The following is a 22944-nucleotide window of genomic DNA, read 5'->3' as shown; positions in this document are numbered from 1 at the left end:
AGTGCCGCGCTGGGCGCCGGCGACCCGCGTTAATCCCCTCGTTCCGTTCGCGTCCGACCCGTCATCGCCAGACCGGCAGGTTGAGCCACCAGCCCCACCATTGCGGCCACCCCTGGGTCCAGAACGGCCCGCTGATCACGATGCAGACCGCGCTCCAGAACCCCGCCGACAGGGCCAGGAACAGGCCGAGGCGGTGGATGCCGAGCGTGCCGATCGAGTAGCCGATCGTATCGCGGAAGAAGGTGTCCTCGTGCTCGGGCGTCTTGACGGTCTCGCCCTTCTGCGGATTGGTCGCCGACAGGATCAGGCCGCCGTGCATCGCCAGCGCGAGCGTGGTGGTGAAGAAGAACGTCACGGCCAGCATGTGTGCCGGGTTATAGTGGAAATGGAGATACTGGTATCCCGTGTTCGACACCCAATCGAGATGGCTGAGAATGCCGTACGGGAAGCCGTAGCCCCAGGCGCCCATCAGAAACGGGCGGATCACCACCAGGGTGAAGTAGGCGAAGATCGCCATGCCGAAGGCGACCGGCACGTGGTAGCCGATGCCGAGCTTGCGGCAGATCTCGACCTCGCGCAGCGCCCAGGACACGAACGAGCCCAGCGCGCACATGGTGATGATCTGCCAGAGCCCGCCTTCCTTCAGCGGCGCGAGCCTCAGGCCGTAGCTGATGTCCGGCGGGGCGATGTTGATCTGCCAGACGTTCCAGGTCGGCCCGATCGCCGCGCCGTAGATGACGAGCGCGGTGCCCAGCACCGTGAAGAACATCCCGACCACGCCGAAGAAGCCGACGAAGAACGGCCCGACCCAGAAGTCGAACAGGTCGCCGCCGAGCAGGGTGCCGCCGCGGACCCTGTATTTGCGCTCGAAGCTCAGCATCGCCATGGCGGCTGCTCCTCAGTCAGGCCGGAGAAGAGGAAGGAAGGGTGACCGCGGCCCTCGCGCGCCGCGGTCCGGACCGGCGTTCAGGCCGGCATCTGCGGCAGCGCGAGCGTGATGGTGTTCTCGGCCGCCTTGTTGTTTCTCGGGCCGTCCAGCCAGTTGAACCGGTCGGTCGAGAGCAGGATGAAGTGGATCAGCAGCGCGAGGATGAAGAGGAAGGTGAACAGAGCCACCAGTGTGCGCCGCGGATCGAAGAGCAACCAAACCTTGTGCATTCGATCCTCCTCAGCCGATCATCGTGACGAGGGCGTGGGCCGCATCGCGGACGCCCTCGAGAGAGGCGTAGCCCTGCGGTCCGGGGAGCCACGGACGCCACAGCCAGACGAGGATGTGGGCGACCACGGCGATCGCCGTGAAGATGAGGAAGCTCGTCAGGAAGATCGCGTGGAACTCCTTGGCTTCCGGTTCCGTCAGCCCGGACAGGCTGCTCGGTCTTTCTGTTGTGACGGGTCCACTCGCCATCGTTCAGACCTCCGTGTGTTGGCCGCGCCTCTGGCGAGGCGCGACGGGTTCAGCCGCGATGCCTTGCGGCGGTCACGGCCCGACTTCCCCCGCGTGACCGGACGGAAGCGTCTCGCTCAGGGGCGTGTCAGCCCATGAAGGCGAAGGGGATCGCCTGAACCGCCATGGCGCGGGCTTCGCCGAAGACCGAGCGGCGCGCCGGCAACAGGCCGGGGCGAGCGGCCTCGCGGGCCGGCCGGAACCGGTTCAGCGTCGCGGCGGCGAGGAAGAACGGGTAGGTCGCCGCCAGGATCAGCCGGAACTGAAGCGCTTCCTGGTGCTGGCGGCCGGTCGGGACCATCGTTCGCATCGTCAGGTCTCCTCTGGGTGAAACGGAAAGGCGGCTCATGCGGGGACTCCCACCGCGAGGGCGGCCCGGGCCCGCGCCACATGGGCGGGCGCTACGGCGGCGGCCTCGGTGTCCCGGGCAGCCCGCTCGGCGGCGTCGCGCAGGCGCTTGGCGGCCGAGATGCGGGCGAGCACCGGCTGGGCCTCGACCAGGGCGTCGAGCGCCTGCCGGGCGGCCTCGTCCCAGGGCAGCTCGGCGTGGCGACGGGCCGGGGTCGCCTCGACCTTGTCCATGTCGCGGGCGAGCGGCAGGATGTGGAAGAGCGTGTCGAACAGGGCGTTGCAGACCTCCTGGACCAGGTAGGTCGCCCCGGCGTAGCCCATGAAGGGCGTGCCGGTGTGCCGCCGGATGATGGCGCCGGGGAACGAGGCCGGCACGTAGGTCGCCCGGGCGCCGCACTCGGCGAGGTACATCCGCTCGTTGAACGAGCCGAACAGCACCAGCGGCGGCTTCGCGGCGACGGCCGCCCGCACGGCCGCGTTGTCGGGCTTCAGACCGGCCGAGCGCCCGAAGGCGAAGTGGCAGGGCAGGCCCATCTCGTCTTCGAGGAAGTGGCGCACGCCGCGGGCGTAGGTCTCTGTGGCGACGATGCCGAAGCTCGCCGTGCCGAAGAAATCCTGGGTCACCGAACGCCAGAGATCCCAGACGGGCTTGATCGTGGTGTGGCGCTCCCGTTCGATGAACGGCTCGGGATCGAGCCCGAGGATGTCGCCCAGAGAGCGCAGGAACTTGGTGGTCGACAGGATGCCGATCGGCGCCTGCAGGTACGGGCGCTCCAGATCCTCGCAGAGGAGCCGGCCGAACTCCCGGTACAGGCAGATGTTGGCGTCCGCGTTGACCAGCTTCGGCACGTCGGCGAGGTGTGCGCCGAGCGGGAAGGTGAGGTTCACCTCGGCGCCGATCCCCTCCACCAGACGCCGGATCTCGGCGAGGTCGGAGGGCATGTTGAAGGTGCCGTAGGCCGGGCCGATCAGGTTCACCCGCGGCTTCTCGCCGGGCTTCTTCTCGGGCCGGGCCGGAATGCCCTTCTTGGCGAACTTCTTCGCCCCGTATTCTTGCCAGAGCCAGCGCATGGCCCGGTCGGCGGCCTGCCACTGATCCTCGTCGATGGTGCGGGGCAGGAAGCGCTGGAGGCCGGTGCCTTCCGGCGTCACGCCGCCGCCGATCATCTCCGCGATGGAGCCGGTGACCACCACGCTGGGCTGTCCCGGATCGAGGGTGGCGTGGGCGCGCTTCATGGCGCCCTCGGTGCCGTGCCGGCCGAGTTCCTCCTCGGCGAGGCCGGTCACGACGATCGGCAGTTCGTGCGGCGGCAGCGCGTCGGTGTAGTGCAGCACCGAGGTGACCGGCAGGTTCTCGCAGCCGACCGGGCCGTCGATGACGACCTGGAGACCCTTGATCGCCGTGAAGACATAGACCGCGCCCCAGTAACCGCCGGCCCTGTCGTGATCGAGGATGAGCATCAGGCCATCTCCCCGATCGGCTTCTTCGGGCCCTCGATCTTCGGACCCTGGCGCCGCTGCGGCACCTCCTCCCAGACGCCGGCGGCGTGGCCGGTGCCGACGCCCTCGAAGAAGTCGCGCATGGCGTCGAAGCGCGCCCTGTTGCCGAGCGCTGCGTTGATCACCGTGGCGAGCGACCCGGCGCCGGCCGCGCCCATCAGCGGGCGCGCCGAGATCAGGTTGGTGAAGTAGAGGGCCGGCGTGCCGCGCTCCTTGGCCCGCTGCACGACCGGCGTCGTGCCGATGGCGAGATCGGGCTTCAGCGAGTCGAGGGCGTACAGATCGTCTTCCAGCGATGCCCGGTAGTGCACCTGCGTGCCGCGGGCCTCCAGCCAGTCGCGGTCGGCCTCCGACCAGGGCGTGCGCGGGCAGGCGGTGCCGACGTAGGGAACTTCGGCGCCGCTCTCGACGAGGAGGCGCGCCACGAGCAGCTCCGACCCCTCGTAGCCCGAGAGCGTGATCCGCCCCTTGATCGGCATCGCGCCGAGCGCACCGCGTATGCCGGGCAGGATCCTGTTCTTGGCGGCCTCGACGCTGGCGCGCGCCACCCCGCAGGCCTCGCCGATCCGGTCGAGCCAGTCGGCGGTGCCGTCGACGCCCACGGGGGCCGAGCCGACGATCGGGCGGCCGGCCGCCTCGAACTCACGGATCGAGGCCGTGTAGAACGGGTGGATCGCCGCGACAGCCGCGCAGTCGAGGGCGGCGTAGAGCTCGCGCCATTCCCGGGTCGGCACCACCGGCCCGGCCGCCAGACCCAGCGGCTCGAGGAGCGCGCCGATCACCACCGGATCGGCCGGGAAGACCTCGCCGAGGAGCGCCACGCTCGGACGCTCCGAGCGGCCGCCGCGCGGCGCTGCGACGGGACCCTGCTCGGCCTCGCTGCGGGCGACCTTCAGCATGGCGCCGGCCAGGACGTCCTTCGCTTCGGCATGAGTCGGCACACCGAAGCCCGGCACGTCGATGCCGATCACCCGGACGCCGTCGATCTCCTTCGGCAGCAGCCGGAGCGGCACGCCGGAGGCCGTCGGGACGCAGAGGTTGATGACGACGACGGCGTCGTAGTCTTCCGGCTTCGCGGTGGCGTGGACCGCCTCGCGGATGTCCTCGAACAACTTGCCGGTGACGAGCGTCTCGGAGTTGAACGGCACGTAGCCGACGCTGCGCCGCGCCCCGTAGAAGTGCGACGTGAAGGTCAGGCCGTACACGCAGCAGGCCGAGCCCGACAGGATCGTGGCGGTGCGGCGCATGCGCAGGCCGACCCGCAGCGAGCCGAAGGCGGGGCACATGCTCTGCGGCTGGTCGTGCGGTCCCTGCGGATAGTCGCTGCGCAGCTGCGCGAGCGTCTCCGACATGCCGGCGGCTTCCGCGGCCGCGACCATCGCGTCCTTGCCGGCGTGGCAGCCCAGGCCGTCGCTCTGCGCGGCGGCGAGGTCGACGGCGGCCGGTGCCTTGCGGGCCCGCAGATCGGCGATGTCGAGGGAAACGGCCATGCGCGTCAGACCTCGTCGTACACGACTTCGAGGGACGGCTTGGTCACGTGGGCGACGCCGCACATGTCCTCGTGGGTCGCCGGGACCAGGACCACGTCGCGGCCGGTCACATCGCTGGAGAACAGGGCGAGGAGCCCGTCCTGGGTGAGCGGCGTCGGCCGGTGCGGGGCTGCGTCCGCCACGTTGGCGGCGAGATCCGAGAACAGGCTGCCCCAGCGGCTCTCCGGCCGGCCGATGATCTCGTAATTCGCGCTCTTGCGGCGGATGTCGTCGTCTGCCGGGATCGAGGCCAGGACCGGGATGCCGGCGGCCTCCGCGAAGGCCTGAGCCTCGCCGGTGCCGTCGTCCTTGTTGATCACGAGGCCGCCGACGCCGACATTCCCGCCGAGCTTGCGGAAATACTCCACCGCCGAGCAGACGTTGTTGGCGACGTAGAGCGACTGCAGGTCGTTCGAGCCGACGACGATGACCTTCTGGCACATGTCCCGGGCGATCGGCAGGCCGAAGCCGCCGCAGACCACGTCGCCGAGGAAGTCGAGGAGGACGAAATCGAAGCCCCACTCGTGGAAGCCGAGCTTCTCAAGAAGCTCGAAGCCGTGGATGATGCCGCGGCCGCCGCAGCCGCGCCCGACCTCGGGGCCGCCGAGCTCCATGGCGTAGACGCCGTCGCGCTTGAAGCAGACATCGCCGATCGCGACCGCCTCGCCGGCGAGCTTCTTCTTGGTCGAGGTCTCGATGATGGTCGGGCAGGCCTTGCCGCCGAAGAGCAGTGACGTCGTGTCGCTCTTCGGGTCGCAGCCGATCAGCAGGACCTTCTTGCCCTGCTGGGCCATCATGTAGCTGAGATTGGCCAGGGTGAACGACTTGCCGATGCCGCCCTTGCCGTAGATCGCGATGATCTGAGTCTCTTTCTTCGTCGGCGCGGTGGCGACCGCGTCGGGCTCGATCGCGGCCTCTGCGCGGAGCTGGGTCGCTTGGGACAGGGCGGCCTTGTTGAGCTGAACGTTCACGCGGCGTCCCTCCAGTCGAGGATCATCTTCAGGCAGCCCGGATCCGCGAACGCGGTGCGGTAGGCGTCCTGTGCCCGCGCCGCCGGGGCACGGTGGGTGATCAGCCCGTCGAGCGAGAGCCGGCCGCTGTCGATCAGCCGGGTCACCGCCGCCGTGTCCTCGGACCGGAACTCCGCGGAGATCCGGATCCGGGCCTCGCGCATGAAGGCGGGCGGGAAAGCGAAGCTCAGGGGCGCCTCGTAGAACCCGGCGAGGACGATCTCGCCCCCCGGCGCGAGGCGCGCGATCAGGTCATCGAGGCCGGCGGCGTTGCCGCTGACATCCGTGATCGTCGTGTAGTCGCGGCGCGGATCCGCGTCGGGTGCGACGACGGCGTAGCCGTGGTCGCCCGCGGCCCGGACGGGGTCCGTCTCCCAGACTGTGGGCGCGGCGCCCGCCGCCAAGGTCAGGCGGGCGAGGAGGCGACCGAGCACGCCGTGCCCGACGATGAGCGGCGTCGCGCCGGGTGTGAGGCGCCCGAGGGCGCGATGGGCCGTCGCAGCGAGGGCCAAGAGACAGGCCTGCTCGCCCAGCGCCTCGTCGACCGGCACGAGGCGCTGGGCGGGGGCGACCAAGTGGGACGCCGCGCCCCCGAACAGGCCGCGGACAGCGCCGAAGCAGCGGGCTCCTGGGATGTAGACGGTCTGACCGACGCGGACCGTGGCGCCGGCATCGGCCGCGACGACGGTTCCGACGGATTCGTAGCCCGGCACCAGCGGGTAGCCCATGCCCGGGAAGGGCGGCATCCGTCCTGACCAGAGCAGGCGCTCGGTGCCGGTGCTGATCCCGCTCCACGACACCGCCACGACCGCGTCAGCGTCGCCGGGCGGCGTCAGGGCCAGGCGCTGGACCGAGAGGTGCTCCGGGTTTTCCAGAATGACGGCCAGAGCGTCCATGGCTGGAGTGTCCACCCTTTGCCTCGCGACTCTCTCTGGTGCGAAGCCGCTATGTGTCATCCTAGATAGACACAGAGCAGCGTCAAGTCACACTTACTTTGCCGCGCCCGATTTTTGGGCTGTCAGCACCCGTGCGAGCAGGGGGCGCCGTGTCGGATGCTCGTGCGTGGTGGTGAAACCGGCGGCGGCCAGCATCGCGCGCAGCTCCTCGGACCGGCGCGGACGGCCGGAGCCCATCGCCAGGAGGTAGAAGCCGAAATAGGCGTCGCCGACCGGCTCGGCGCCGGGCGTCCCGGCCATGGGTTCCGCGATCAGGAGCGTCCCGTCAGATGGGAGCGCCGCGTAGGCGGCCCTGAGCAGCTCCTGGGCCGGCGCGTCGTCGTGATCGTGGACGATCCGTACCAGGGAGATCGTGTCGGCGCCCGCCGGCAAGCCGCCGTGGAAGTCGCCGCCGCGGCAGGTGATCCGCTCGCCGAGGCCGGATTGGCGCAGCCGCGCGGCGGCGCGGTCGGTGACGGCCGGCAGGTCGAACAGGGTCAGACGGGGCGCCGCGTGCCGCGCCGCCACGGCCTGCAGGAAAGCGCCCTCCCCGCCACCGACATCCATGAGGTGCCGGACACGCGACAGATCGCAGGCGTCGAGCACGTCCTCCGCGATCAGCGCCTGCGAGGCGCCCATCAGGCCGCTGTAGGGGGCCACGGCCTGCGCATCGCCGGCCGCGCCCGCCGCGTAGGGCCAGTAACCCGCGAGGCGGGTCGGCTGGGCCTGCCCGCGCAGCAGGGCGACCGGGTCCGCGAGGTCGGCGTAGAGCAGCGCGTGATGCTCGATCATGGCGGCGACGCCGGGATTGCCGACGAGCGCGGCGCCCAGGTCGGCGAGCCCGAATCGGTCGCGCGACAGGGCGCGCAGCAGCCCGAGGGACTCGGCGGCGCGCAGCAGGCGTCGGGCCGCGTCCGGTGAGAGGTCGAGCCGCCGTGCCAGCACGTCGACCGTGAGCGGGCCCTCGGCCAGGATCGCGAACAGGTCGAGGCGGACGCAGGCGGTCAGGACCTGTGCGTAGACGAAGCCGGCGCAGAGATCGAACAGCGCGCGCGTGTTGCGCTGCGCGACCCGGCGGGTCAGCGGAAAGCCGGCCGCCCAGCGCTGGAAGCGTGGGTTCGCGACGAGGCGGTTGCGCCACGCGAGCCATCTGTCCGCCCAGGCGGGCGGGACCGGCGGCACCGTGCCGGTTCCGGGGAGCGATCCGACGCTCAGGCCATCACCGCCCGCAGGCTCGCGGGCAGGAACAGCCGCGCCTGCGCCTCGATCTCGGCGGTGAGCGCGGCTGCGCCCGAACAGGCCGGGATCGCCGCGACCGCCTCGCGCGTGAGCCGGGACAGGCGTTCCATCGCACCGCCAGTCCCGAGGAGGGCGGCGGCGTTGGGACGGCCCAGCGTCGCGTCTCGCCCGGCCGGCTTGCCGATCTCCTCCTGCCGGCAGGCGACGTCGCGCAGGTCGTCGGCGACCTGATAGGCCTCGCCCAGGCACTCGCCGAGGCGGCGCCAGGGCTCGGGCTCCGCCCCCGCCGCCGCGGCGCCGGCCACGGTGGCGGCGGCGAACAGGGCGCCCGTCTTCGCCTGCTGGTAGTCGCTGAGGCTGATATGCGCCTCCGATTCCCAGGCCTGCCCGGCCGCGATGCCGGACGGCGAACCGGCGGCCCGGCCGAGCAGCCCGACCAGATGACCGAGGCGCGTCGGATGGCCCCCGGCGGACCGCGCGAGGGTCTCGAAGGCGAGGACGATCAGGGCGTCGCCGGTCAGGACGGCGATCGGCTCACCGAAGGCGACGTGGACGGAGGGCTTCTGCCGCCGCATCGGCGCGTCGTCGAAGCACGGCAGGTCGTCGTGGACGAGCGAGGCGCAGTGCAGGAGTTCGATGGCGGCGGCTGCGGCGACGGACCCGGCCGGGTCGTCGTCCCCGCAGGCGCGGGCCACAGAGAGGCACAGGCGCGGCCGGATCCGGTGGCCGCCGGGAAACACCGCGTAGCGGAGGGCCTCCGCCAGAAGGGGCGGCGCGCCGGGCGCCTCCGCGTGCGCAACGGCGCGATCCAGCGCCATCTCGATCCGCCGACCGGACTCCATCGCGTTGCCTCCCGTGTTGTATGCGGTTGTCAGCAACAGGTGTCATTTCTTATTGACACTTTGCGGAGGGGAGATCAATCCCGTGGCGGGGGAGTTCGGAGCGGCCGTGGCGCAGGAGCGCGTCGTCGTGATCGGTGCCGGGATCGGTGGCCTCGCCGCCGCCCTGCGGCTCGCCCATGCCGGTTTCGACACCACCGTCCTCGAGCGCGCGCGGGCTCCCGGCGGGAAGATGCGCGCCGTCCCGGTCGGGGAACGCGCCGTCGAAGCTGGCCCGACCGTCTTCACGATGCGCTGGGTGTTCGAGGAGCTGTTCGCGGAGTGCGACGCGGAGCTCGGAGATCGGGTTGCCCTCGCGCCGGCGCGGCTCCTGGCGCGCCACGCCTGGAGCTTGGACGAGCGTCTCGACCTCTTCGCGGATATCGATGCGTCGGCGGACGCGATCGCGGCCTTCGCGGGAGGGCGCGAGGCGGACGGATACCGGCGCTTCTGCGCCCGCTCGGCCGAGGTCTACCGTACCCTCGAAGGACCCTTCATCCGCGAGGGAAGGACGGGCCCGGCCGGCCTCGCGCAGCGGGTCGGGCTGTCGGGCCTCGGCGATCTCTGGCGGATCCAGCCGTTCACGACCCTCTGGTCGGCCCTCGGCGCGTATTTCCGCGACCCGCGGCTCCTGCAGCTGTTCGGCCGCTACGCCACCTATTGCGGCGCCTCGCCCTTCACCGCCCCGGCGACGCTGATGCTCGTCGCCCATGTCGAGCAGGCCGGCGTCTGGACCGTCGCGGGCGGGCTCAGCGGGCTCGCGCGGGCGGTGGCCGATCTGTCCGCGGAGCGCGGCGCGACCTTCCGCTACGGCGCGGAGGTCGCGCGGATTCTCACGGACGGCGGCCGCGCGACCGGTGTGCGCCTGACCGACGGCGAGACGGTGCGCGCCGATCACGTCGTCTGCAACGCGGACTGCGCAGCCCTCGGTGCGGGCCTGCTCGGGCCCGAGGCCGCCACGGCCGGCGAGCGGCTCGCGCCCGGCGAGCGCTCGCTCTCCGCCGTGACGATCTGCGCTGAGGCGGTGCCGGCGGGTTTCCCGCTTGCGCACCACACGGTGTTCTTCTCGCGCGACTACCGGGCCGAGTTCGACGCGCTCCTGCGCGCCCGTCGCCTGCCCGACGATCCCACCGTCTACGTCTGTGCCCAGGACCGGGACGCGGCGGGTGCCGCGCCGCAAGGCGCGGAACGTCTGCTCCTGCTCGTCAACGCTCCGGCGGATGGCCGGGAGCGACCGCTCACGCCGTCGGAGACCGAGAGATGCGCGAGGACCTTGATCCGCCGGCTGGAGGCCTGCGGCCTCACCCTGGAGTTCACGTCGTCGGCGGTCACGACGACGCCGCGGGACTTCGACGGGCTCTTCCCCGGGACGGGGGGAGCCCTCTACGGACGGGCGGCGCAGGGCTGGGCGACGACCTTCAAGCGCGCGGGCGCGCGGACGGCGCTTCCGGGCCTCTATCTCGCGGGGGGCTCGATCCATCCAGGCCCGGGCGTGCCGATGGCGGCGCAGTCGGGGCGGCTGGCAGCGGCAGCGATCCTGGACGACCGCGATTCGATGGCGCGGTCGCGCGGGGCGGCTACGCGTGGTGGTACGTCGATGCGGTGAGCGATGACGGCCGGCAGGGCCTCACCATCATCGCCTTCATCGGCAGCGTGTTCTCGCCCTACTACGCTTGGAGCGCCGAGAAGGACCCCTTCGCCCACTGCGCCATGAACGTGGTGCTCTACGGCGACCGCGGCCGCTTCGCCATGACCGAGCGACGCGCCGCGAGCCTGTCGCGGAGCGCCGACCACATCGCCGTGGGCCCGAGCGTCATGCACTGGGACGGCACGGCGCTGACGGTGCGGATCGACGAGCGCGGCGCTCCCCTGCCCCGCAGGATCCGCGGCACGGTGCGCCTTGAGCCGCGCGGGTTCACGGCGGGCCCGTTCCATCTCGACCGGGCCGGCCGCCATCGCTGGTGGCCGATGTCGCCGTCCTCGCGGGTCGAGGTCGCGTTCGACCGGCCGGACCTCCGCTGGAGCGGCAGCGGCTACTTCGACACCAACGACGGTGACGAACCGCTGGAGGCCGCGTTCTCGCGGTGGACGTGGTGCCGGGCCGACCTGCCGGACGGCGCGGCGATCCTGTACGACGTCCATCACCGCGACGGCGGCGGCCAGAACCTGTCGCTCCGGTTCTCCGCCGACGGCAGCCGTCGCGAGATCCGGCCGCCGCCCGGCGCCGCGCTTCCGGCGACGCGTTTCTGGCGGATGCCGCGCGAGACCCGCAGCGACGGCGGCCGGTCGCGGGTGCTCGCGACCTACGAGGACACGCCGTTCTACGCCCGCTCGCTGCTCGCCTCGACGCTCGGCGGCGAGCCCGTGCGTGCCATGCACGAGAGCCTGTCGCTCGACCGCTTCCGCAACCCGATGGTGCGGCTCATGCTGCCCTTCCGCATCCCGCGGCCACTGGTTCCGTGAGAGCCGGGGCGTCGATGCTGCCCGAACCGGATCGCTGCCGGTCCGGATAGGCATGCGACGGCCGCACCCGTCGGGCGATGCAGGCGAACGTCGCGAGGCTCAGCACGAGGCCGAGGGGAAAGCCCCCGAGCCCCGCCGCCTCGCGGACCACCGCGAAGAGCGGAACCGCGCAGATCAGGGCCCGCTCGTGGGACCGCAATCCGCCCGCCCGGTGCGCCGCGAGCGCCAGCAACAAGGTGGCCGGTACGAGGGGCGCGAGGTCGTAGATAGGGAGGTAGGGCGACAGCAGCGGCGCGGAGACGACGAGCGCGGCCGCGCGCAGCGTCGGGTCCGTGGGCCGGCACCAGGCGCGGCCGGCGAGGCCGAGCGCCAGCGCGGCGACGATCCCCTGCGCCGTCCAGGCGGCCACCATCGAGCCGCCGAGCAGGCGCACCGCGCCGAACGCGCTGGCATTGAGATCGAGACCCGCCGCCGCGTTCTGGAGGATGATCCGATTCGTGTCGCCGAGCGTGCCGAGGAAGCCGATCCAGGGCGCCGTCCCGAACAGCGCGAGCGATCCGAGGCACAGGGCCAGCACCGTCGACGCGCAGGCGGCCAGACAGTCTCGCCGTCCCGTCACCAGCAGGAGCAGGGGGGCCAGCGCCGCGAAGTGCGGCTTGTAGGCCAGCAGTCCGAAGCACAGCCCGGCGAGCCGCGGGCGGCGATCGACGAGCACCGCGCCCAGGGTCAGCAGCGACGCGGTGAACAGGCCGTTCTGACCGTAGGCGAGGTTGCAGAGCACCAGCGGGTGCGCCAGCGCGACGAGGGTCGCGTCCCACCGGCCGGCCGCGACCCGCATCGCGAGCGCGAACACGGTCAGCGAGAGCGCTGTCCAGAGCAGGTAGGCCGCCTGCAGGTCCAGCTGCCCCACGGCGGCGGCCGGCAAGAGGAACACGGGGGGATAGTGCCAGGCGAATCGGCATTCCTGCCCGCACGCCGCCTTCAGGTTCGCCAGATGGACCGGGAGGTCGTAGGGGTCCTGCGCGCGCCCCTCCAGCGCCGAACGGCCCGCCACCCAGACTGGCACGAAGTCGTTGCCGAGGGGGTCGCCGTACCGGTTGTGCCGCGGCTCCGGACCGGTCCCGTAGACCAGGAGCACCATCGCGAGTCCGAACGGGACCAGCACCCAGGCCGCCCGCTTGCCGAAGGCGAACAGACGGGTATCGCTGCTCAGGAGGGTCGCGAGATCCGACCAGAGCGCGGCGGCGCGCGCTGTCGGTGAGCCCGGCGCGCGGGTCTGGAGGGGCGCAGGCATGACGGAGGAGTTCCGCGTCCGGATTCCGCGGCAGCCTAGGCGCGCGGGGTTCCGGGCTCGTTAACGGAGGTGTTTGCGGCCCGGCCCGGCTTGTGCAAGAGGGCGGCGGCTGCGATCCTCGCGCCGTCAAACCGGGGCGATCACATCGATGCGACTGGACGAGGCGTCATCGGCCCCGCGCGTCCTGATCTACAGCCACGATACCTTCGGGCTCGGGCATCTGCGCCGCTCGCGGGCGATCGCCAACGCGATCGTGGCGTGCAATCGGGGCGCCCGGGCGATGATCGTCTCAGGCTCGCCGGTGGTCGACCGCTTCGCCTTCGCGCCGGGCGTCCGGACGGTCCGGCTGCCGCCGGTGACCAAGTTCGCCGACGGCGGCTATGCCAGCCTGGACGGCGCGACACCGCTGGCGCGCACCGTCGAGCAGCGCGCCGCGATCATCGCCCAGGCCTGCGCCGCGTTCCACCCCGACCTGATCATCGTCGACAAGGAGCCGGCGGGCTTCCACGGCGAGCTGCTGCCGGTGCTGGAGCAGGCCGCCGCACGCGACATCCGCCTCGTCCTGGGCCTGCGCGACGTCCTCGACGATGCCGACCGGCTCGTCCCCGAATGGGAGCGCAAGGGCGCGGCCGAGACGATGGCGCGGTTCTACGACGAGATCTGGGTTTACGGCCTGAGCCGTATCCACGAGCCCCTGGCGGCGCTGCCGATGGACCCCGAGATGGCAGCCCGCATCGACGGGCGCCTGATCTACACCGGTTATCTCCGCCGGGATCTCCCAGAGCGGCGCGCCGGCCGCGAGGAGCCCCCGATCGCCGCCGGTCCCTTCATCCTGGTGACGCCCGGGGGCGGCGGCGACGGGGCCGCCCTCATCGACTGGGTGATCGCCGCCTACGAGGCCGATTCCGCGATCCCGCTGCCCGCGCTCATCGCCTTCGGCCCCTTCCTCGATGCCGCGACCCGGGACGCGTTCGCGGCGCGCATCCGCCGCCTCGGCGGCCGGATCGCGGCCATCACCTTCGACAGCGAGATCGAGTTCCTGATGCGCAAGGCCGCCGGCGTCGTTGCCATGGGGGGCTACAACACCTTCTGCGAGATCCTGTCGTTCGACCGTCGGGCGATCCTCGTGCCTCGGACCGAGCCGCGGCGGGAGCAGGCGATCCGGGCGCTCGCGGCCGAGCGGCTCGGCCTGACGCGGGTGCTCATGGAGGCGGATGGCCGGGCGCCCGCGCGCATGGCGGCGGCGCTCCGTGACCTGCCGGGACAGGACCCGCCGTCGCGGGTGCTCGTGCCCGGTCTGCTCGACGGCCTCGACGCGGTCGCGCGCCGCGTCCGGGCGCTGACCGCCCGGGGCAGCGTGGACGCCGCCGCCCGCCCTTACCTGCAGGCCTATTCGTGAGCGCCAAGCGCGTCGCCGTGGTGCTGAAGGGCTATCCGCGGCTGTCCGAGACCTTCATCGCACAGGAGTTGCTGGCCCTGGAGCGGTGCGGCCTCGACCTGGAGATCTGGTCGCTCCGGCGCCCGACCGACCGGGCGCGGCATCCGATGCACGCGCAGATCCGCGCGGCGGCCGCCTACCTGCCCGAATACCTGCGCGACGCGCCGCTGCGGGTGCTCCTCGGGCTGGGCGCCGCGCTCGGGCGGCCGAAGCTGCCCGCGCTCCTGGCGCTGTTCGCCCGCGATCTCCGGCGCGACCCGACCGCGTCGCGGCTGCGGCGCCTCGGGCAGGCCCTGGTCCTCGCCCGCGAAATGCCGGTCGAGGTCGCCCATATCCACGTGCATTTCCTGCACACCCCCGCCAGCGTCGCCCGCTACGCCGCGCTCCTGACCGGGCGTCGGTGGAGCTTCTCGGCGCACGCCAAAGACATCTGGACGACCCCCGACTGGGAGCTGGCCGAGAAGCTGCGCGACGCCGAATGGGGCGTCACCTGCACCCGCGACGGGCTCGCTCGCCTGCAGGTCCTCGCGCCGGGCCGGACCCAGCTCGCCTATCACGGCCTGGATCTCGCGCGCTTTCCCAGCCCGCCGCCGCTGCGCGAGCCGCGCGACGGGACGGATCCGGACCGGCCCCTCCGACTCCTCTGCGTCGGCCGGCTCGTCGCCAAGAAGGGGCACGACGATCTCATCGACGCCCTCGCTGCCCTGCCCGCGGACTTGCACTGGCGACTCGACCTGATCGGCGGCGGCGAACTGCGCGCGGCCCTGGAGTCGCGGGCCGGTGCCGCCGGCCTGGCGGAGCGGGTCCGCTTCCGCGGCGCCCTGGCGCAGCCGGCGGTGATCGAGGCCATGCGCGCGGCCGACCTCTTCGTCCTTCCGACGAAGCCCGCCCCCGGCGGCGACCGCGACGGCCTCCCGAACGTGCTGATGGAGGCCGCGAGCCAGGCGCTGCCGATCCTGGCGACGGCCTTCGCCGGCACGCCGGAATTCATCAGCGCCGGTATTCACGGCGTCCTGGTCCCGCCCGGCGATCCCGTGGCGCTCGCCGAGGCGCTCACCCGTCTGGCGGGCGATCCGGACGATCGTCGGCGGCTCGGCACGGCGGCCCTGGCCCGACTCGTGCAGGACTTCTCCGAGGAAGCGGCGGTCGCGCTGATCGCCGGCCGGCTGCGCGCCTCCGCGGGTCTGCCGCAGGGCGCGCCCGCCCATCGACCGGAGCTGTCCGCGTGCGCGTCCTGATCGCGGTCACGCATCTGCTCGGGGCGGGGCATCTCACCCGCGCGGCCGCCATCGCCCGCGCCTTCGCGGCGGCCGGCCACGAGACGATGCTGATCTCGGGCGGCGTCCCGGCACCGATGGTCCGCCCGGGCGGCCTGCGCCTCGTGCAACTGCCGCCGCTCCGGATCGCCGGCACGGACTTCTCGACGCTGCTGGACCCCGGCGGACACGTGGCCGGGACGGGCCTGCTCGAGCGGCGCCGCGCTCTCCTGCTCGAGGCTCTCGCAGACTTCGAACCGGACGCGGTCATCACCGAGCTGTTCCCGTTCGGCCGGCGCGCCCTGGCGCCCGAATTCCTCGCCCTGGTGGAGACCGCCCGCGCCCGGCGGCCGCGCCCGCTCGTCCTCGCCTCCGTGCGCGACGTCCTCGTGGCCTCTTCGAAGCCGCAGCGCATCGCCGAGTCGCACGCGCGGGTGGCGGACCTCTACGACGCCGTGCTGGTGCACGGCGATCCCGCCCTCATCCCCCTCGAGGTCTCGTGGCCCCTCGACGCGGCGACCGCCGCAGCGGTCCGCTACACCGGCTACGTGGACGAGGGCGCCGTACCCGCGCCAGCCGAGCGCCGCTCGGGCGTGGTGGTCGCTGCCGGATCCGGACCGGCCGGGCTGGTCCTTCTGCGCGCGGCCGCCGGGGCGGCCCGCCTGCGGCCGGATCTCGGCTGGCGGATCCTGGCCGGCCACGGCGTGCCCGAGGCCGCGCTGTCCGAGATCGGCGGAGGGCTCGCGCCCGACATCCTCGGGCGCGCCCGGCCGGACTATCGCGCGCTCCTGGCCGGCGCCGCCCTCTCGGTCAGCCAGTGCGGCTACAACACGGCCGTCGATCTGCTCACCACCGGAACACCGGCCGTCCTCGTGCCCTTCGAAGCCGGCGGCGAGACCGAGCAGCGCATGCGCGCCGAGCACCTCGCCGCGCGGGGGCTGGCGCGGGTGCTCCCGGAATCGGAGCTGACGCCCGAGACCCTGGTGCGCGCCATCGAGGCGCCGGGCGCCGTCCCCGCGCCCGGCACTCATGGCATCGATCTCGACGGGGCCGCGCGCACGGTCGCGCAGGTCGAAGCTCTGCACGCAGGCGCACTCTCGCGCCGCGGCCGAACCCTGTCAGCCGATCCGGCCTTCGACGCGGTCCACCGTGCCCTCGACGCCGTCGCGGCGCGGGGCCTGCGCGTACCGCTGTTCTGGCGCGACGACGACGCGGTCGCGGGCGGCCCGGAACTCGACCGGCTCCTCGGTCTCATCGACCGGCACCGCGTCCCGCTCCTCCTCGCCACGATCCCGGCGGGTATCGAGGCCTCGCTCCCGCGACGACTCGAGTCGGCCGTCGGCGTATCGGTCGCCGTCCACGGCCTCGCTCATCACGACCACGCCCCGCCGGGCGAGAAGCGGGCGGAGTTCGGCGCGCATCGCCCGCTCGACACGCTGATCGCCGACGCCGCTGCCGGCCTGCGAATCGCCCGACAGCGGCTGCCGGCGGCGTCGCTGCTGCCGGTCTTCGTGCCGCCGTGGAACCGCATCGTGCCCGATCTCGCCGCCGCCCTGCCGGATCTCGGCTATCGCGGCCTCTCGGCCGTGCCGGGGCCGGCCGTCCCCGGTCTGCGCCGCCTCGACGCCACCCTCGACCCGATCGATTGGCGGGGCACCCGATCCCTGCGCGATCCGCGAGCTCTGCTGCGCGGCCTCGCCGCCGACATCATCCGCGCGCCGGAGAGGCCCCTCGGCCTGCTGACCCACCACCGCGTCCACGACGAGGCCGTCTGGGGCTTCGTCGACGCGCTGGTGACGAGCCTCCTGCGGCATCCGGCGGTACAGGTCGTGGATCTTCCGGAGCACTTCGGCGCGCCCGCGATGGACATGGGGCCGACGCTGTCTAAGTCTCAGGTCTCACAGATCGCGAGGACGGGTTGAGCCCGCTATTGTCCATCCGCGACCTCGCGGTCGCGTTCCGCACGGAGAGCGGTCCGTTCGAGGCGTTGCACGGCCTGTCCCTCGACGTCCACCGTGGCCGCACCCTCGCCCTGGTCGGCGAATCAGGCTCGGGCAAGTCGGTGACCGCCCAGGCGATCCTACGGATCCTGCCCCCCGCCGCCGCCATAAACCGCGGCGAGATTCTGTTCCGCGACGGCGAGACCGAGACCGACATCGCGCGGCTCCCGTCCGAGGGGGAGGCGATGCGGGCCATCCGCGGCCAGCGCATCGCCATGATCTTCCAGGAGCCGATGACCTGCCTGTCACCGCTCCACACGGTGGGCGACCAGATCGGGGAGGCGCTGCGGATCCATACCGGGGCGGACCGCAAGGAGGCCGATGCCCGAACCGAGGAGGCGCTGGCCCGTGTCGGCTTCCCCGACCCGCACCGCGCCCTGCGGACCTACCCGTTCGAGCTGTCCGGCGGCCTGCGCCAGCGCGCCATGATCGCGATGGCGCTGATCCTGAGACCCGCGCTCCTCGTCGCCGACGAGCCGACCACCGCCCTCGACGTCACCACCCAGGCCCAGATCCTCGCCCTGCTGGCCCGGCTCCAGGAGGAGACCGGCATGGCGATCCTGCTGATCACCCACGACCTCGGCGTGGTCGCCAACATCGCCCACGACGTGGCCGTCCTCTACCGCGGCCGCCTCGTCGAGGCCGGCCCGCGCGACACGGTGATGCGCGCGCCGGGCCACGCCTATCTCCGCGCGCTCCTCCACGCGGTCCCGCGCTTCGACATGGCGCCCGGCGAGAGGCTGACGCCGATCCGCCCGGCCAAAGCCGAGATCCCGCCCGGCCAGGCTCCCGCGCCCCTGGCCGGGCCGATCCTCCGCGTGGAGGGGGTGAGCAAAAGCTTCACGCTGCGGGCCGGCCGGCTGTGGCAGAAGCCGCGGATCGTCCACGCCGTGTCCGACGTCTCCCTGAGCCTCGCGGCCGGCCAGACGCTGGGCCTCGTCGGCGAGTCCGGGTCGGGCAAGACCACGGTCTCGAAGATGATCATGCGGGCGCTCCGGCCCGATTCCGGGCGGATCCTGTTCGACGACGGCGGCGGCCCGCGGGACGTGCACGGCCTGAGCGGCGACGCCCTCTTCGCCTATCGCCGCACGGTCCAGTTCGTGTTCCAGGACCCCTACGCGTCCCTCGATCCGCGCATGACCGTCCGGCAGATCCTGTCGGAGCCGATGGAGATCCACGGCGTGCCGGCTGCTGAGCGACGGGAGCGATGCCGCGCCTTGATGGCCATGGTCGGCCTGGAGCCCGGCGGTCTCGGCCGCTACCCGCACGCCTTCTCGGGCGGGCAGCGGCAGCGCATCGGCATCGCCCGGGCCCTCGCCCCGAAGCCGCGGCTGCTGGTGCTCGACGAGCCGGTCTCGGCGCTCGACGTCTCGGTCCAGGCGCAGATCCTGAACCTGCTCAAGGATCTCCAGGCCGCCCTGGGCCTCTCCTACCTCATCGTTTCCCACAATCTGGCAGTGATCGACTACATGGCGGACACCATCAGCGTGATGTGCCGGGGCCGTATCGTCGAGGAGGCGCCCCGCGCGGCGCTGTTCCGCCGGCCCGTCCATCCCTACACGCGGGCGCTGCTCGCCGCCGTGCCCGATCCGAGCCTGGACCATCCCCTGGACTTCGAGGCCGTCGCCTCCGAACGCAACGACCCGACCCGCTGGGAGGAGCCCTTCCGCCTCGCGCCCGACGAGGCCGGGGCGATGCGCCCGGTCGAGACCGGCCACCGGGTGCGCTTCGGCTCGGCCCACAGGGCGGAGGCCGCGTGATGCAGGCCCGGCCGCCCGTCATGCTGGAGCGCCTGCGCCGGAAGGTGCTGTCGCCGTTCTTCGACCGCCTGGGCTACGACCTCGTCCCGGCCGCCCCCGACTGGACCCACCGGCCGACCTCGCCGCGCGAGGTGGCGACCCTGCTCGAATCGGCCGCCGCCATCCTGGAGCGCGACCTCGCCGCCGCCGGCCTCGTCCCCGACGGCGACGTGCTGGAGCAGGTCCAGGCGTTCTGGGGGCTGATCCCGACCGCGCCCGTCCGGCAGCGGCGCGGAGGCAGCGGCTTCAACGGCGCGCTGCAGCTCTACGTGGCCATGCGGGCACTGAGACCCGACTTCGTGATCGAATCGGGCGTGTTCCGCGGGCTCACCACCTGGGTGATCCGGCAGGCCCGCCCGCAGGCGCAGATCTTCTGCCACGATCCGGATCTGTCGGGGCTCCAGTACCGCGACCGGCAGGCGCGCTACAGCACCGCGGACTGGTCGACTGCCGACTGGTCCACGCTCGACCCGGCGCGGACGGTGGCGTTCTTCGACGACCACGTCGCCCAGGGCCGGCGAGTCGTGGAGGCGCGGGCCCGCGGGCTGACCCGGCTGCTGTTCGACGACGACGCGGCCGGGCACCGGATCCACGCCCACGGCGGCCCCGCGCATCCGACTATCGCGATGATCACCGGCCCCGAGCGCAGCCCGGAGCCGATCCGCTGGACCCGGAACGGCCGCCACTTCGAGCAGCCCGCCGACGACGCCCTGGTGCGTCAGGCCGCCGGGCTGATCGTCCGGTCCCACGCCTTCGACGACTTGCATCGGGCGACCGGCTACTCGCCCGCGCGGCTCACCTCCGTGACGTTGCGGGGCAGCTCATGAAGGCCTGGGACATCCCGGACGGCACCCCGTCCGCCCTCTCGCTGCGGAGCGGGAACGACAGCACCGTGTCCCGCCGTGCCCTCCTCGCCGGGCTCGGCGCCGCGGCGATCTGGGCGCGCGCGCCGTTTCGGGCCTTCGCCGACACCCCGCCGAGCGACGCGCCCGGGCCGCCGACCACCCCCTCCGTGGCCGACCTCGCCGCCCGCGGACGCCGGATCGGCAGCGCGGGCGGCACGATCCGGACCCTGATCGCCAAGGCACGGGACGTCCGCTACCTGTCGGTCTACGGCTACACCCGCCTCGTCGGCTACGATGCCGACCTGAATCTGCGGCCCGATGTGCTGGAGCGCGTCGATGTCCAGGGCGGGCGCTTCACTTTCACGCTCCGCCAGGGCCACCGCTGGTCGGACGGGCACCCGTTCACCGCGGAGGATTTCCGCTACTACTGGGAGGATGTGGCCAACGAGAAGGCGCTGAGCCCCGACGGGCCGCCGGCCTTCTTCCGGGTCGACGGCAAGCTTCCGACGGTCGAATTCCTCGATCCGGTCACCGTCCGCTACAGCTGGGACCGGCCGAATCCGATGTTCCTGCCGGCCCTGGCGGCGCCGCGCGACCCGCTGATCTACCGGCCGTCGCACTACCTGAAGCCCTATCACGCCCGCTACGTCGGCAAGGATGCGGCCGACGCGAAGGCCAAGGCGCTCAAGCTCCGCAGCTGGGCGGCCCTGCACAATCGCCTCGACGACAATTACGAGCTGAACAATCCGGACTGCCCGACCCTGCAGGGCTGGGTGCCGCGGACCCGCTCGCCGGCCACCCGATTCCGGTTCGAGCGCAACCGCAGCTACCACCGGGTCGACACGGCCGGCACGCAGCTCCCCTACGTCGACGCCATCGTGATGGACGTGGCCTCGCAGGGCCTCCTGGTCGCCAAGACCAATGCCGGCGAGGCCGACCTGATGTTCCGCGGCCTGATGATGCCCGACATCCCGAGCCTGAAGGAGGGTGAGGCGGCGCATCGCTATCGCACCAACCTGTGGCCCGTGGCCCGCGGCTCGGAGATCGCGCTCTATCCGAACCTCACCACGACGGATCCGGCGTGGCGGCAGCTCAACCGCGACGTGCGGTACCGGCACGCCCTGTCGCTCGCCGTCGATCGGCGAACGCTGAACAACACGCTCCTGTTCGGCCTGGGCACCGAGGGCAACGACACGATCGTGCCGGAGAGCGCGCTGTTCGAGCCCGAGATGCGGACCCTCAACGCCGCCTACGATCCGGCCCAGGCCGCCAAGCTTCTGGACGAGATCGGGCTGACGGCCCGCGACGGGTCCGGCACGCGGCTGCTCCCGGGCGGTCGCGCCCTGGAGCTCGTGGTGGAGAGCGACGGCGAGGCCGAGATGGTCCTCGACGCGCTGCTGCTCATCACGGAGTTCTGGCGCGAGGTCGGGATCCGCCTGATCACCAAGCCGCAGGAGCGCACGAACCTGCACCGGCGCTCCATCGCCGGCGTGACCGTGATGGTCGCCGCCCAGGGCCTCGATCTCGCTGTCCCGACCGCGATCATGCCTCCGACCGAGCTCAGCCCGGCCCAGCCGGAGCACTATTCCTGGCCGCTGTGGAGCATGAACGTCGAGAGCCGCGGGAAGAGCGGCGAGCCATGCGACGTCCCGGAGGTCCAGCGCCTCATCGCCCTCGACCGGGAGTGGCGCGACACCGACGATGCCGGCCGGCAGGCCGCGATCTGGCGGGAGATGCTGATGAACCACGCGCGCAACACCTGGGTGATCGGCACGGTGGCGGGCGCGCTCCAGCCGGTGGTCGGCGCCGATCGCCTGATCAACCTCCCGAAGCGCGCCCTCTATTCCTGGGAGCCCACCGCGATGATCGGCGTGCAGCGCCTCGACGAGCTTTTCTGGGACACGGGCGCCGATGCCGGGGCCGACAAGCGCGCGGAGGCCCGGTGATCGCCCAGATCCTCCGCCGCATCGTCACCATGGCGGTGACGCTGCTGGTCATCTCGGCGCTCGTCTTCGTGATCATCAAGCTGCCGCCGGGCGACTACCTGACCAACCGGATCATGGAGCTGCGGGCCACCGGCGACGCGAGTTCCGTGGCGAAGGCCGAGCTGCTCATCAAGCAGTACGGCCTCGACCGGCCGGTCTGGCAGCAGTACCTGATGTGGATCGGCGTGTTGCCGGGTTCGGTCGGGTTCTCCGGGCTGCTCCAGGGCGACTGGGGCTGGTCGTTCGAGTACGACAAGCCGGTGGCGGACGTCGTCGGCGACGCCCTGTGGCTGACCCTGCTGATCAACCTGACGGCGGTGGTGTTCGTCCACCTCGTGGCGATCCCCGCGGCGATCTACTCGGCCACGCACCGCAACACGCTCGGCGACGCCGTGGTCACCCTGCTGGGATATGTCGGCCTCGCGGTGCCGGGATTCCTGCTCGCCCTGATCCTGCTGTTCTACGCCAATCGGTGGTTCGGGCTGTCGATCGGCGGCCTGTACGATTCGGCCCTCACCAACCAGCCCTGGACCTGGGAGAAGGTGCGCTCGCTGCTGGCGCACCTGATCGTGCCGACGCTGGTGATCGGCCTCGGCGGGACCGCGGCCATGATCCGGCGCATGCGCGCCAACCTGCTCGATGAGCTCGCCAAGCCCTACACGGTCACCGCCCGCGCCAAGGGCCTGCCGCCCCTGCAGGCGCTGCTGAAATACCCGTTCCGGATGTCGCTGAACCCGTTCGTGGCGGATATCGGAAACCTGCTGCCGCACCTCGTCTCGGGATCGGTGCTGGTCTCCCTGGTGCTCAGCCTGCCGACCGTCGGCCCGCTGCTCCTCGACGCCCTGCGCAGCCAGGACCAGTTCATGGCCGGGTTCATCCTGATGTTCGTCGCGGCCCTGACCCTGGTCGGCATGCTGATCTCGGACCTGATCCTGGTCTGGCTCGATCCGCGCATCCGCATGGGCCTGCGATGACCCG

20 protein-coding genes are annotated in these 22944 nt (G+C 72.3%); 9 read left to right on the top strand and 11 right to left on the bottom strand.

Features of this window, described 5'->3' with window-relative positions; all coding sequences use genetic code 11:
* Window positions 1-61: 61 nt before the first annotated feature.
* The 10 genes from pufL to MMR14E_RS24835 form a co-directional block, all read right to left on the bottom strand.
* Window positions 62-886, bottom strand: a complete 825-nt coding sequence (pufL, locus tag MMR14E_RS24880) for a photosynthetic reaction center subunit L (protein ID WP_331317972.1) — start codon at window positions 884-886, stop codon at window positions 62-64.
* An 80-nt stretch (window positions 887-966) separates the two neighbouring features.
* Window positions 967-1158, bottom strand: coding sequence for a light-harvesting antenna LH1, alpha subunit (gene pufA, locus MMR14E_RS24875; RefSeq protein ID WP_012319766.1), 192 nt, complete (start codon window positions 1156-1158; stop codon window positions 967-969).
* 10 nt (window positions 1159-1168) lie between these two features.
* Window positions 1169-1405 carry a light-harvesting antenna LH1, beta subunit gene (pufB, locus tag MMR14E_RS24870; protein ID WP_012319767.1) on the bottom strand — a complete coding sequence of 79 codons (237 nt, stop codon included), beginning with the start codon at window positions 1403-1405 and terminating at the stop codon, window positions 1169-1171.
* 127 nt (window positions 1406-1532) lie between these two features.
* Window positions 1533-1754 carry a hypothetical protein gene (locus tag MMR14E_RS24865; RefSeq protein ID WP_331317971.1) on the bottom strand — a complete coding sequence of 74 codons (222 nt, stop codon included), beginning with the start codon at window positions 1752-1754 and terminating at the stop codon, window positions 1533-1535.
* A gap of 35 nt (window positions 1755-1789) precedes the next feature.
* Entirely contained in the window at window positions 1790-3256 is a 1467-nt protein-coding gene (gene bchZ, locus MMR14E_RS24860; RefSeq protein WP_331317970.1) for a chlorophyllide a reductase subunit Z, read from the bottom strand.
* Window positions 3256-4785 carry a chlorophyllide a reductase subunit Y gene (gene bchY, locus MMR14E_RS24855; RefSeq protein ID WP_331317969.1) on the bottom strand — a complete coding sequence of 510 codons (1530 nt, stop codon included), beginning with the start codon at window positions 4783-4785 and terminating at the stop codon, window positions 3256-3258. Before bchY ends, bchZ begins: the two co-directional genes overlap by 1 nt.
* Before the next feature lie 5 nt (window positions 4786-4790).
* Window positions 4791-5795: a chlorophyllide a reductase iron protein subunit X gene (locus MMR14E_RS24850; RefSeq protein ID WP_331317968.1), complete on the bottom strand. Its 1005-nt coding sequence runs from the start codon at window positions 5793-5795 to the stop codon at window positions 4791-4793.
* A complete protein-coding gene (gene bchC / locus MMR14E_RS24845) occupies window positions 5792-6730 on the bottom strand; it encodes a chlorophyll synthesis pathway protein BchC (RefSeq protein ID WP_331317967.1) in 939 nt (312 codons plus the stop codon). The genes MMR14E_RS24850 and bchC overlap by 4 nt, the downstream gene beginning before the upstream one ends.
* A gap of 93 nt (window positions 6731-6823) precedes the next feature.
* Entirely contained in the window at window positions 6824-7951 is a 1128-nt protein-coding gene (locus tag MMR14E_RS24840; RefSeq protein ID WP_331317965.1) for a methyltransferase, read from the bottom strand.
* Window positions 7952-7980: 29 nt separating this feature from the next.
* Window positions 7981-8850: a polyprenyl synthetase family protein gene (locus MMR14E_RS24835; protein WP_331317964.1), complete on the bottom strand. Its 870-nt coding sequence runs from the start codon at window positions 8848-8850 to the stop codon at window positions 7981-7983.
* Between the two features lie 106 nt (window positions 8851-8956).
* On the opposite strand from MMR14E_RS24835, the gene crtD reads away from it, so the two are divergent.
* Together crtD and MMR14E_RS24825 are read left to right on the top strand one after the other, a co-directional pair.
* Entirely contained in the window at window positions 8957-10492 is a 1536-nt protein-coding gene (gene crtD / locus MMR14E_RS24830; protein ID WP_331318648.1) for a 1-hydroxycarotenoid 3,4-desaturase CrtD, read from the top strand.
* Window positions 10489-11349: a carotenoid 1,2-hydratase gene (locus tag MMR14E_RS24825; RefSeq protein WP_331317962.1), complete on the top strand. Its 861-nt coding sequence runs from the start codon at window positions 10489-10491 to the stop codon at window positions 11347-11349. Before crtD ends, MMR14E_RS24825 begins: the two co-directional genes overlap by 4 nt.
* Here the strand turns inward: MMR14E_RS24825 and MMR14E_RS24820 are convergent.
* Window positions 11309-12643 carry a glycosyltransferase family 87 protein gene (locus tag MMR14E_RS24820; protein ID WP_331317960.1) on the bottom strand — a complete coding sequence of 445 codons (1335 nt, stop codon included), beginning with the start codon at window positions 12641-12643 and terminating at the stop codon, window positions 11309-11311. The two genes, MMR14E_RS24825 and MMR14E_RS24820, sit on opposite strands and share 41 nt — an antisense overlap.
* 148 nt (window positions 12644-12791) lie before the next feature.
* Between MMR14E_RS24820 and MMR14E_RS24815 the strand changes: the two genes are divergently transcribed.
* Genes MMR14E_RS24815 through MMR14E_RS24785 form a run of 7 tightly spaced genes read left to right on the top strand, consistent with a single transcriptional unit; the run spans window position 12792 to window position 22940 of the window.
* Window positions 12792-14042: a glycosyltransferase family protein gene (locus MMR14E_RS24815; RefSeq protein WP_331317959.1), complete on the top strand. Its 1251-nt coding sequence runs from the start codon at window positions 12792-12794 to the stop codon at window positions 14040-14042.
* Window positions 14039-15319 carry a glycosyltransferase family 4 protein gene (locus tag MMR14E_RS24810; RefSeq protein ID WP_331317957.1) on the top strand — a complete coding sequence of 427 codons (1281 nt, stop codon included), beginning with the start codon at window positions 14039-14041 and terminating at the stop codon, window positions 15317-15319. The genes MMR14E_RS24815 and MMR14E_RS24810 overlap by 4 nt, the downstream gene beginning before the upstream one ends.
* A complete protein-coding gene (locus MMR14E_RS24805; protein WP_331317955.1) occupies window positions 15307-17259 on the top strand; it encodes a glycosyltransferase in 1953 nt (650 codons plus the stop codon). The genes MMR14E_RS24810 and MMR14E_RS24805 overlap by 13 nt, the downstream gene beginning before the upstream one ends.
* Window positions 17256-19097: an ABC transporter ATP-binding protein gene (locus MMR14E_RS24800; protein ID WP_331317954.1), complete on the top strand. Its 1842-nt coding sequence runs from the start codon at window positions 17256-17258 to the stop codon at window positions 19095-19097. Before MMR14E_RS24805 ends, MMR14E_RS24800 begins: the two co-directional genes overlap by 4 nt.
* Window positions 19097-19963, top strand: a complete 867-nt coding sequence (locus MMR14E_RS24795) for a hypothetical protein (protein WP_331317953.1) — start codon at window positions 19097-19099, stop codon at window positions 19961-19963. Before MMR14E_RS24800 ends, MMR14E_RS24795 begins: the two co-directional genes overlap by 1 nt.
* Window positions 19960-21927 carry an ABC transporter substrate-binding protein gene (locus MMR14E_RS24790; RefSeq protein WP_331317952.1) on the top strand — a complete coding sequence of 656 codons (1968 nt, stop codon included), beginning with the start codon at window positions 19960-19962 and terminating at the stop codon, window positions 21925-21927. The genes MMR14E_RS24795 and MMR14E_RS24790 overlap by 4 nt, the downstream gene beginning before the upstream one ends.
* Window positions 21924-22940, top strand: coding sequence for an ABC transporter permease (locus MMR14E_RS24785; protein ID WP_331317950.1), 1017 nt, complete (start codon window positions 21924-21926; stop codon window positions 22938-22940). The genes MMR14E_RS24790 and MMR14E_RS24785 overlap by 4 nt, the downstream gene beginning before the upstream one ends.
* The last annotated feature ends 4 nt before the right edge of the window (window positions 22941-22944 follow it).

This window comes from Methylobacterium mesophilicum, from assembly GCF_036441335.1.
GTDB classification, from domain to species: domain Bacteria; phylum Pseudomonadota; class Alphaproteobacteria; order Rhizobiales; family Beijerinckiaceae; genus Methylobacterium; species Methylobacterium mesophilicum_B.
Note: the sequence above shows the minus strand (reverse complement) of the source record. Positions and strands in the feature narration are given on the sequence as shown.

Excerpts from the sequence above, each read along its gene's own strand:
- pufL (WP_331317972.1), bottom strand. The coding sequence starts at position 886 with ATGGCGATGCTGAGCTTCGAGCGCAAATACAGGGTCCGCGGCGGCACC.
- pufA (WP_012319766.1), bottom strand. The coding sequence starts at position 1,158 with ATGCACAAGGTTTGGTTGCTCTTCGATCCGCGGCGCACACTGGTGGCT.
- pufB (WP_012319767.1), bottom strand. The coding sequence starts at position 1,405 with ATGGCGAGTGGACCCGTCACAACAGAAAGACCGAGCAGCCTGTCCGGG.
- MMR14E_RS24865 (WP_331317971.1), bottom strand. The coding sequence starts at position 1,754 with ATGCGAACGATGGTCCCGACCGGCCGCCAGCACCAGGAAGCGCTTCAG.
- bchZ (WP_331317970.1), bottom strand. The coding sequence starts at position 3,256 with ATGCTCATCCTCGATCACGACAGGGCCGGCGGTTACTGGGGCGCGGTC.
- bchY (WP_331317969.1), bottom strand. The coding sequence starts at position 4,785 with ATGGCCGTTTCCCTCGACATCGCCGATCTGCGGGCCCGCAAGGCACCG.
- bchC (WP_331317967.1), bottom strand. The coding sequence starts at position 6,730 with ATGGACGCTCTGGCCGTCATTCTGGAAAACCCGGAGCACCTCTCGGTC.
- MMR14E_RS24835 (WP_331317964.1), bottom strand. The coding sequence starts at position 8,850 with ATGGAGTCCGGTCGGCGGATCGAGATGGCGCTGGATCGCGCCGTTGCG.
- MMR14E_RS24820 (WP_331317960.1), bottom strand. The coding sequence starts at position 12,643 with ATGCCTGCGCCCCTCCAGACCCGCGCGCCGGGCTCACCGACAGCGCGC.
- MMR14E_RS24815 (WP_331317959.1), top strand. The coding sequence starts at position 12,792 with ATGCGACTGGACGAGGCGTCATCGGCCCCGCGCGTCCTGATCTACAGC.
- MMR14E_RS24795 (WP_331317953.1), top strand. The coding sequence starts at position 19,097 with ATGCAGGCCCGGCCGCCCGTCATGCTGGAGCGCCTGCGCCGGAAGGTG.
- MMR14E_RS24790 (WP_331317952.1), top strand. The coding sequence starts at position 19,960 with ATGAAGGCCTGGGACATCCCGGACGGCACCCCGTCCGCCCTCTCGCTG.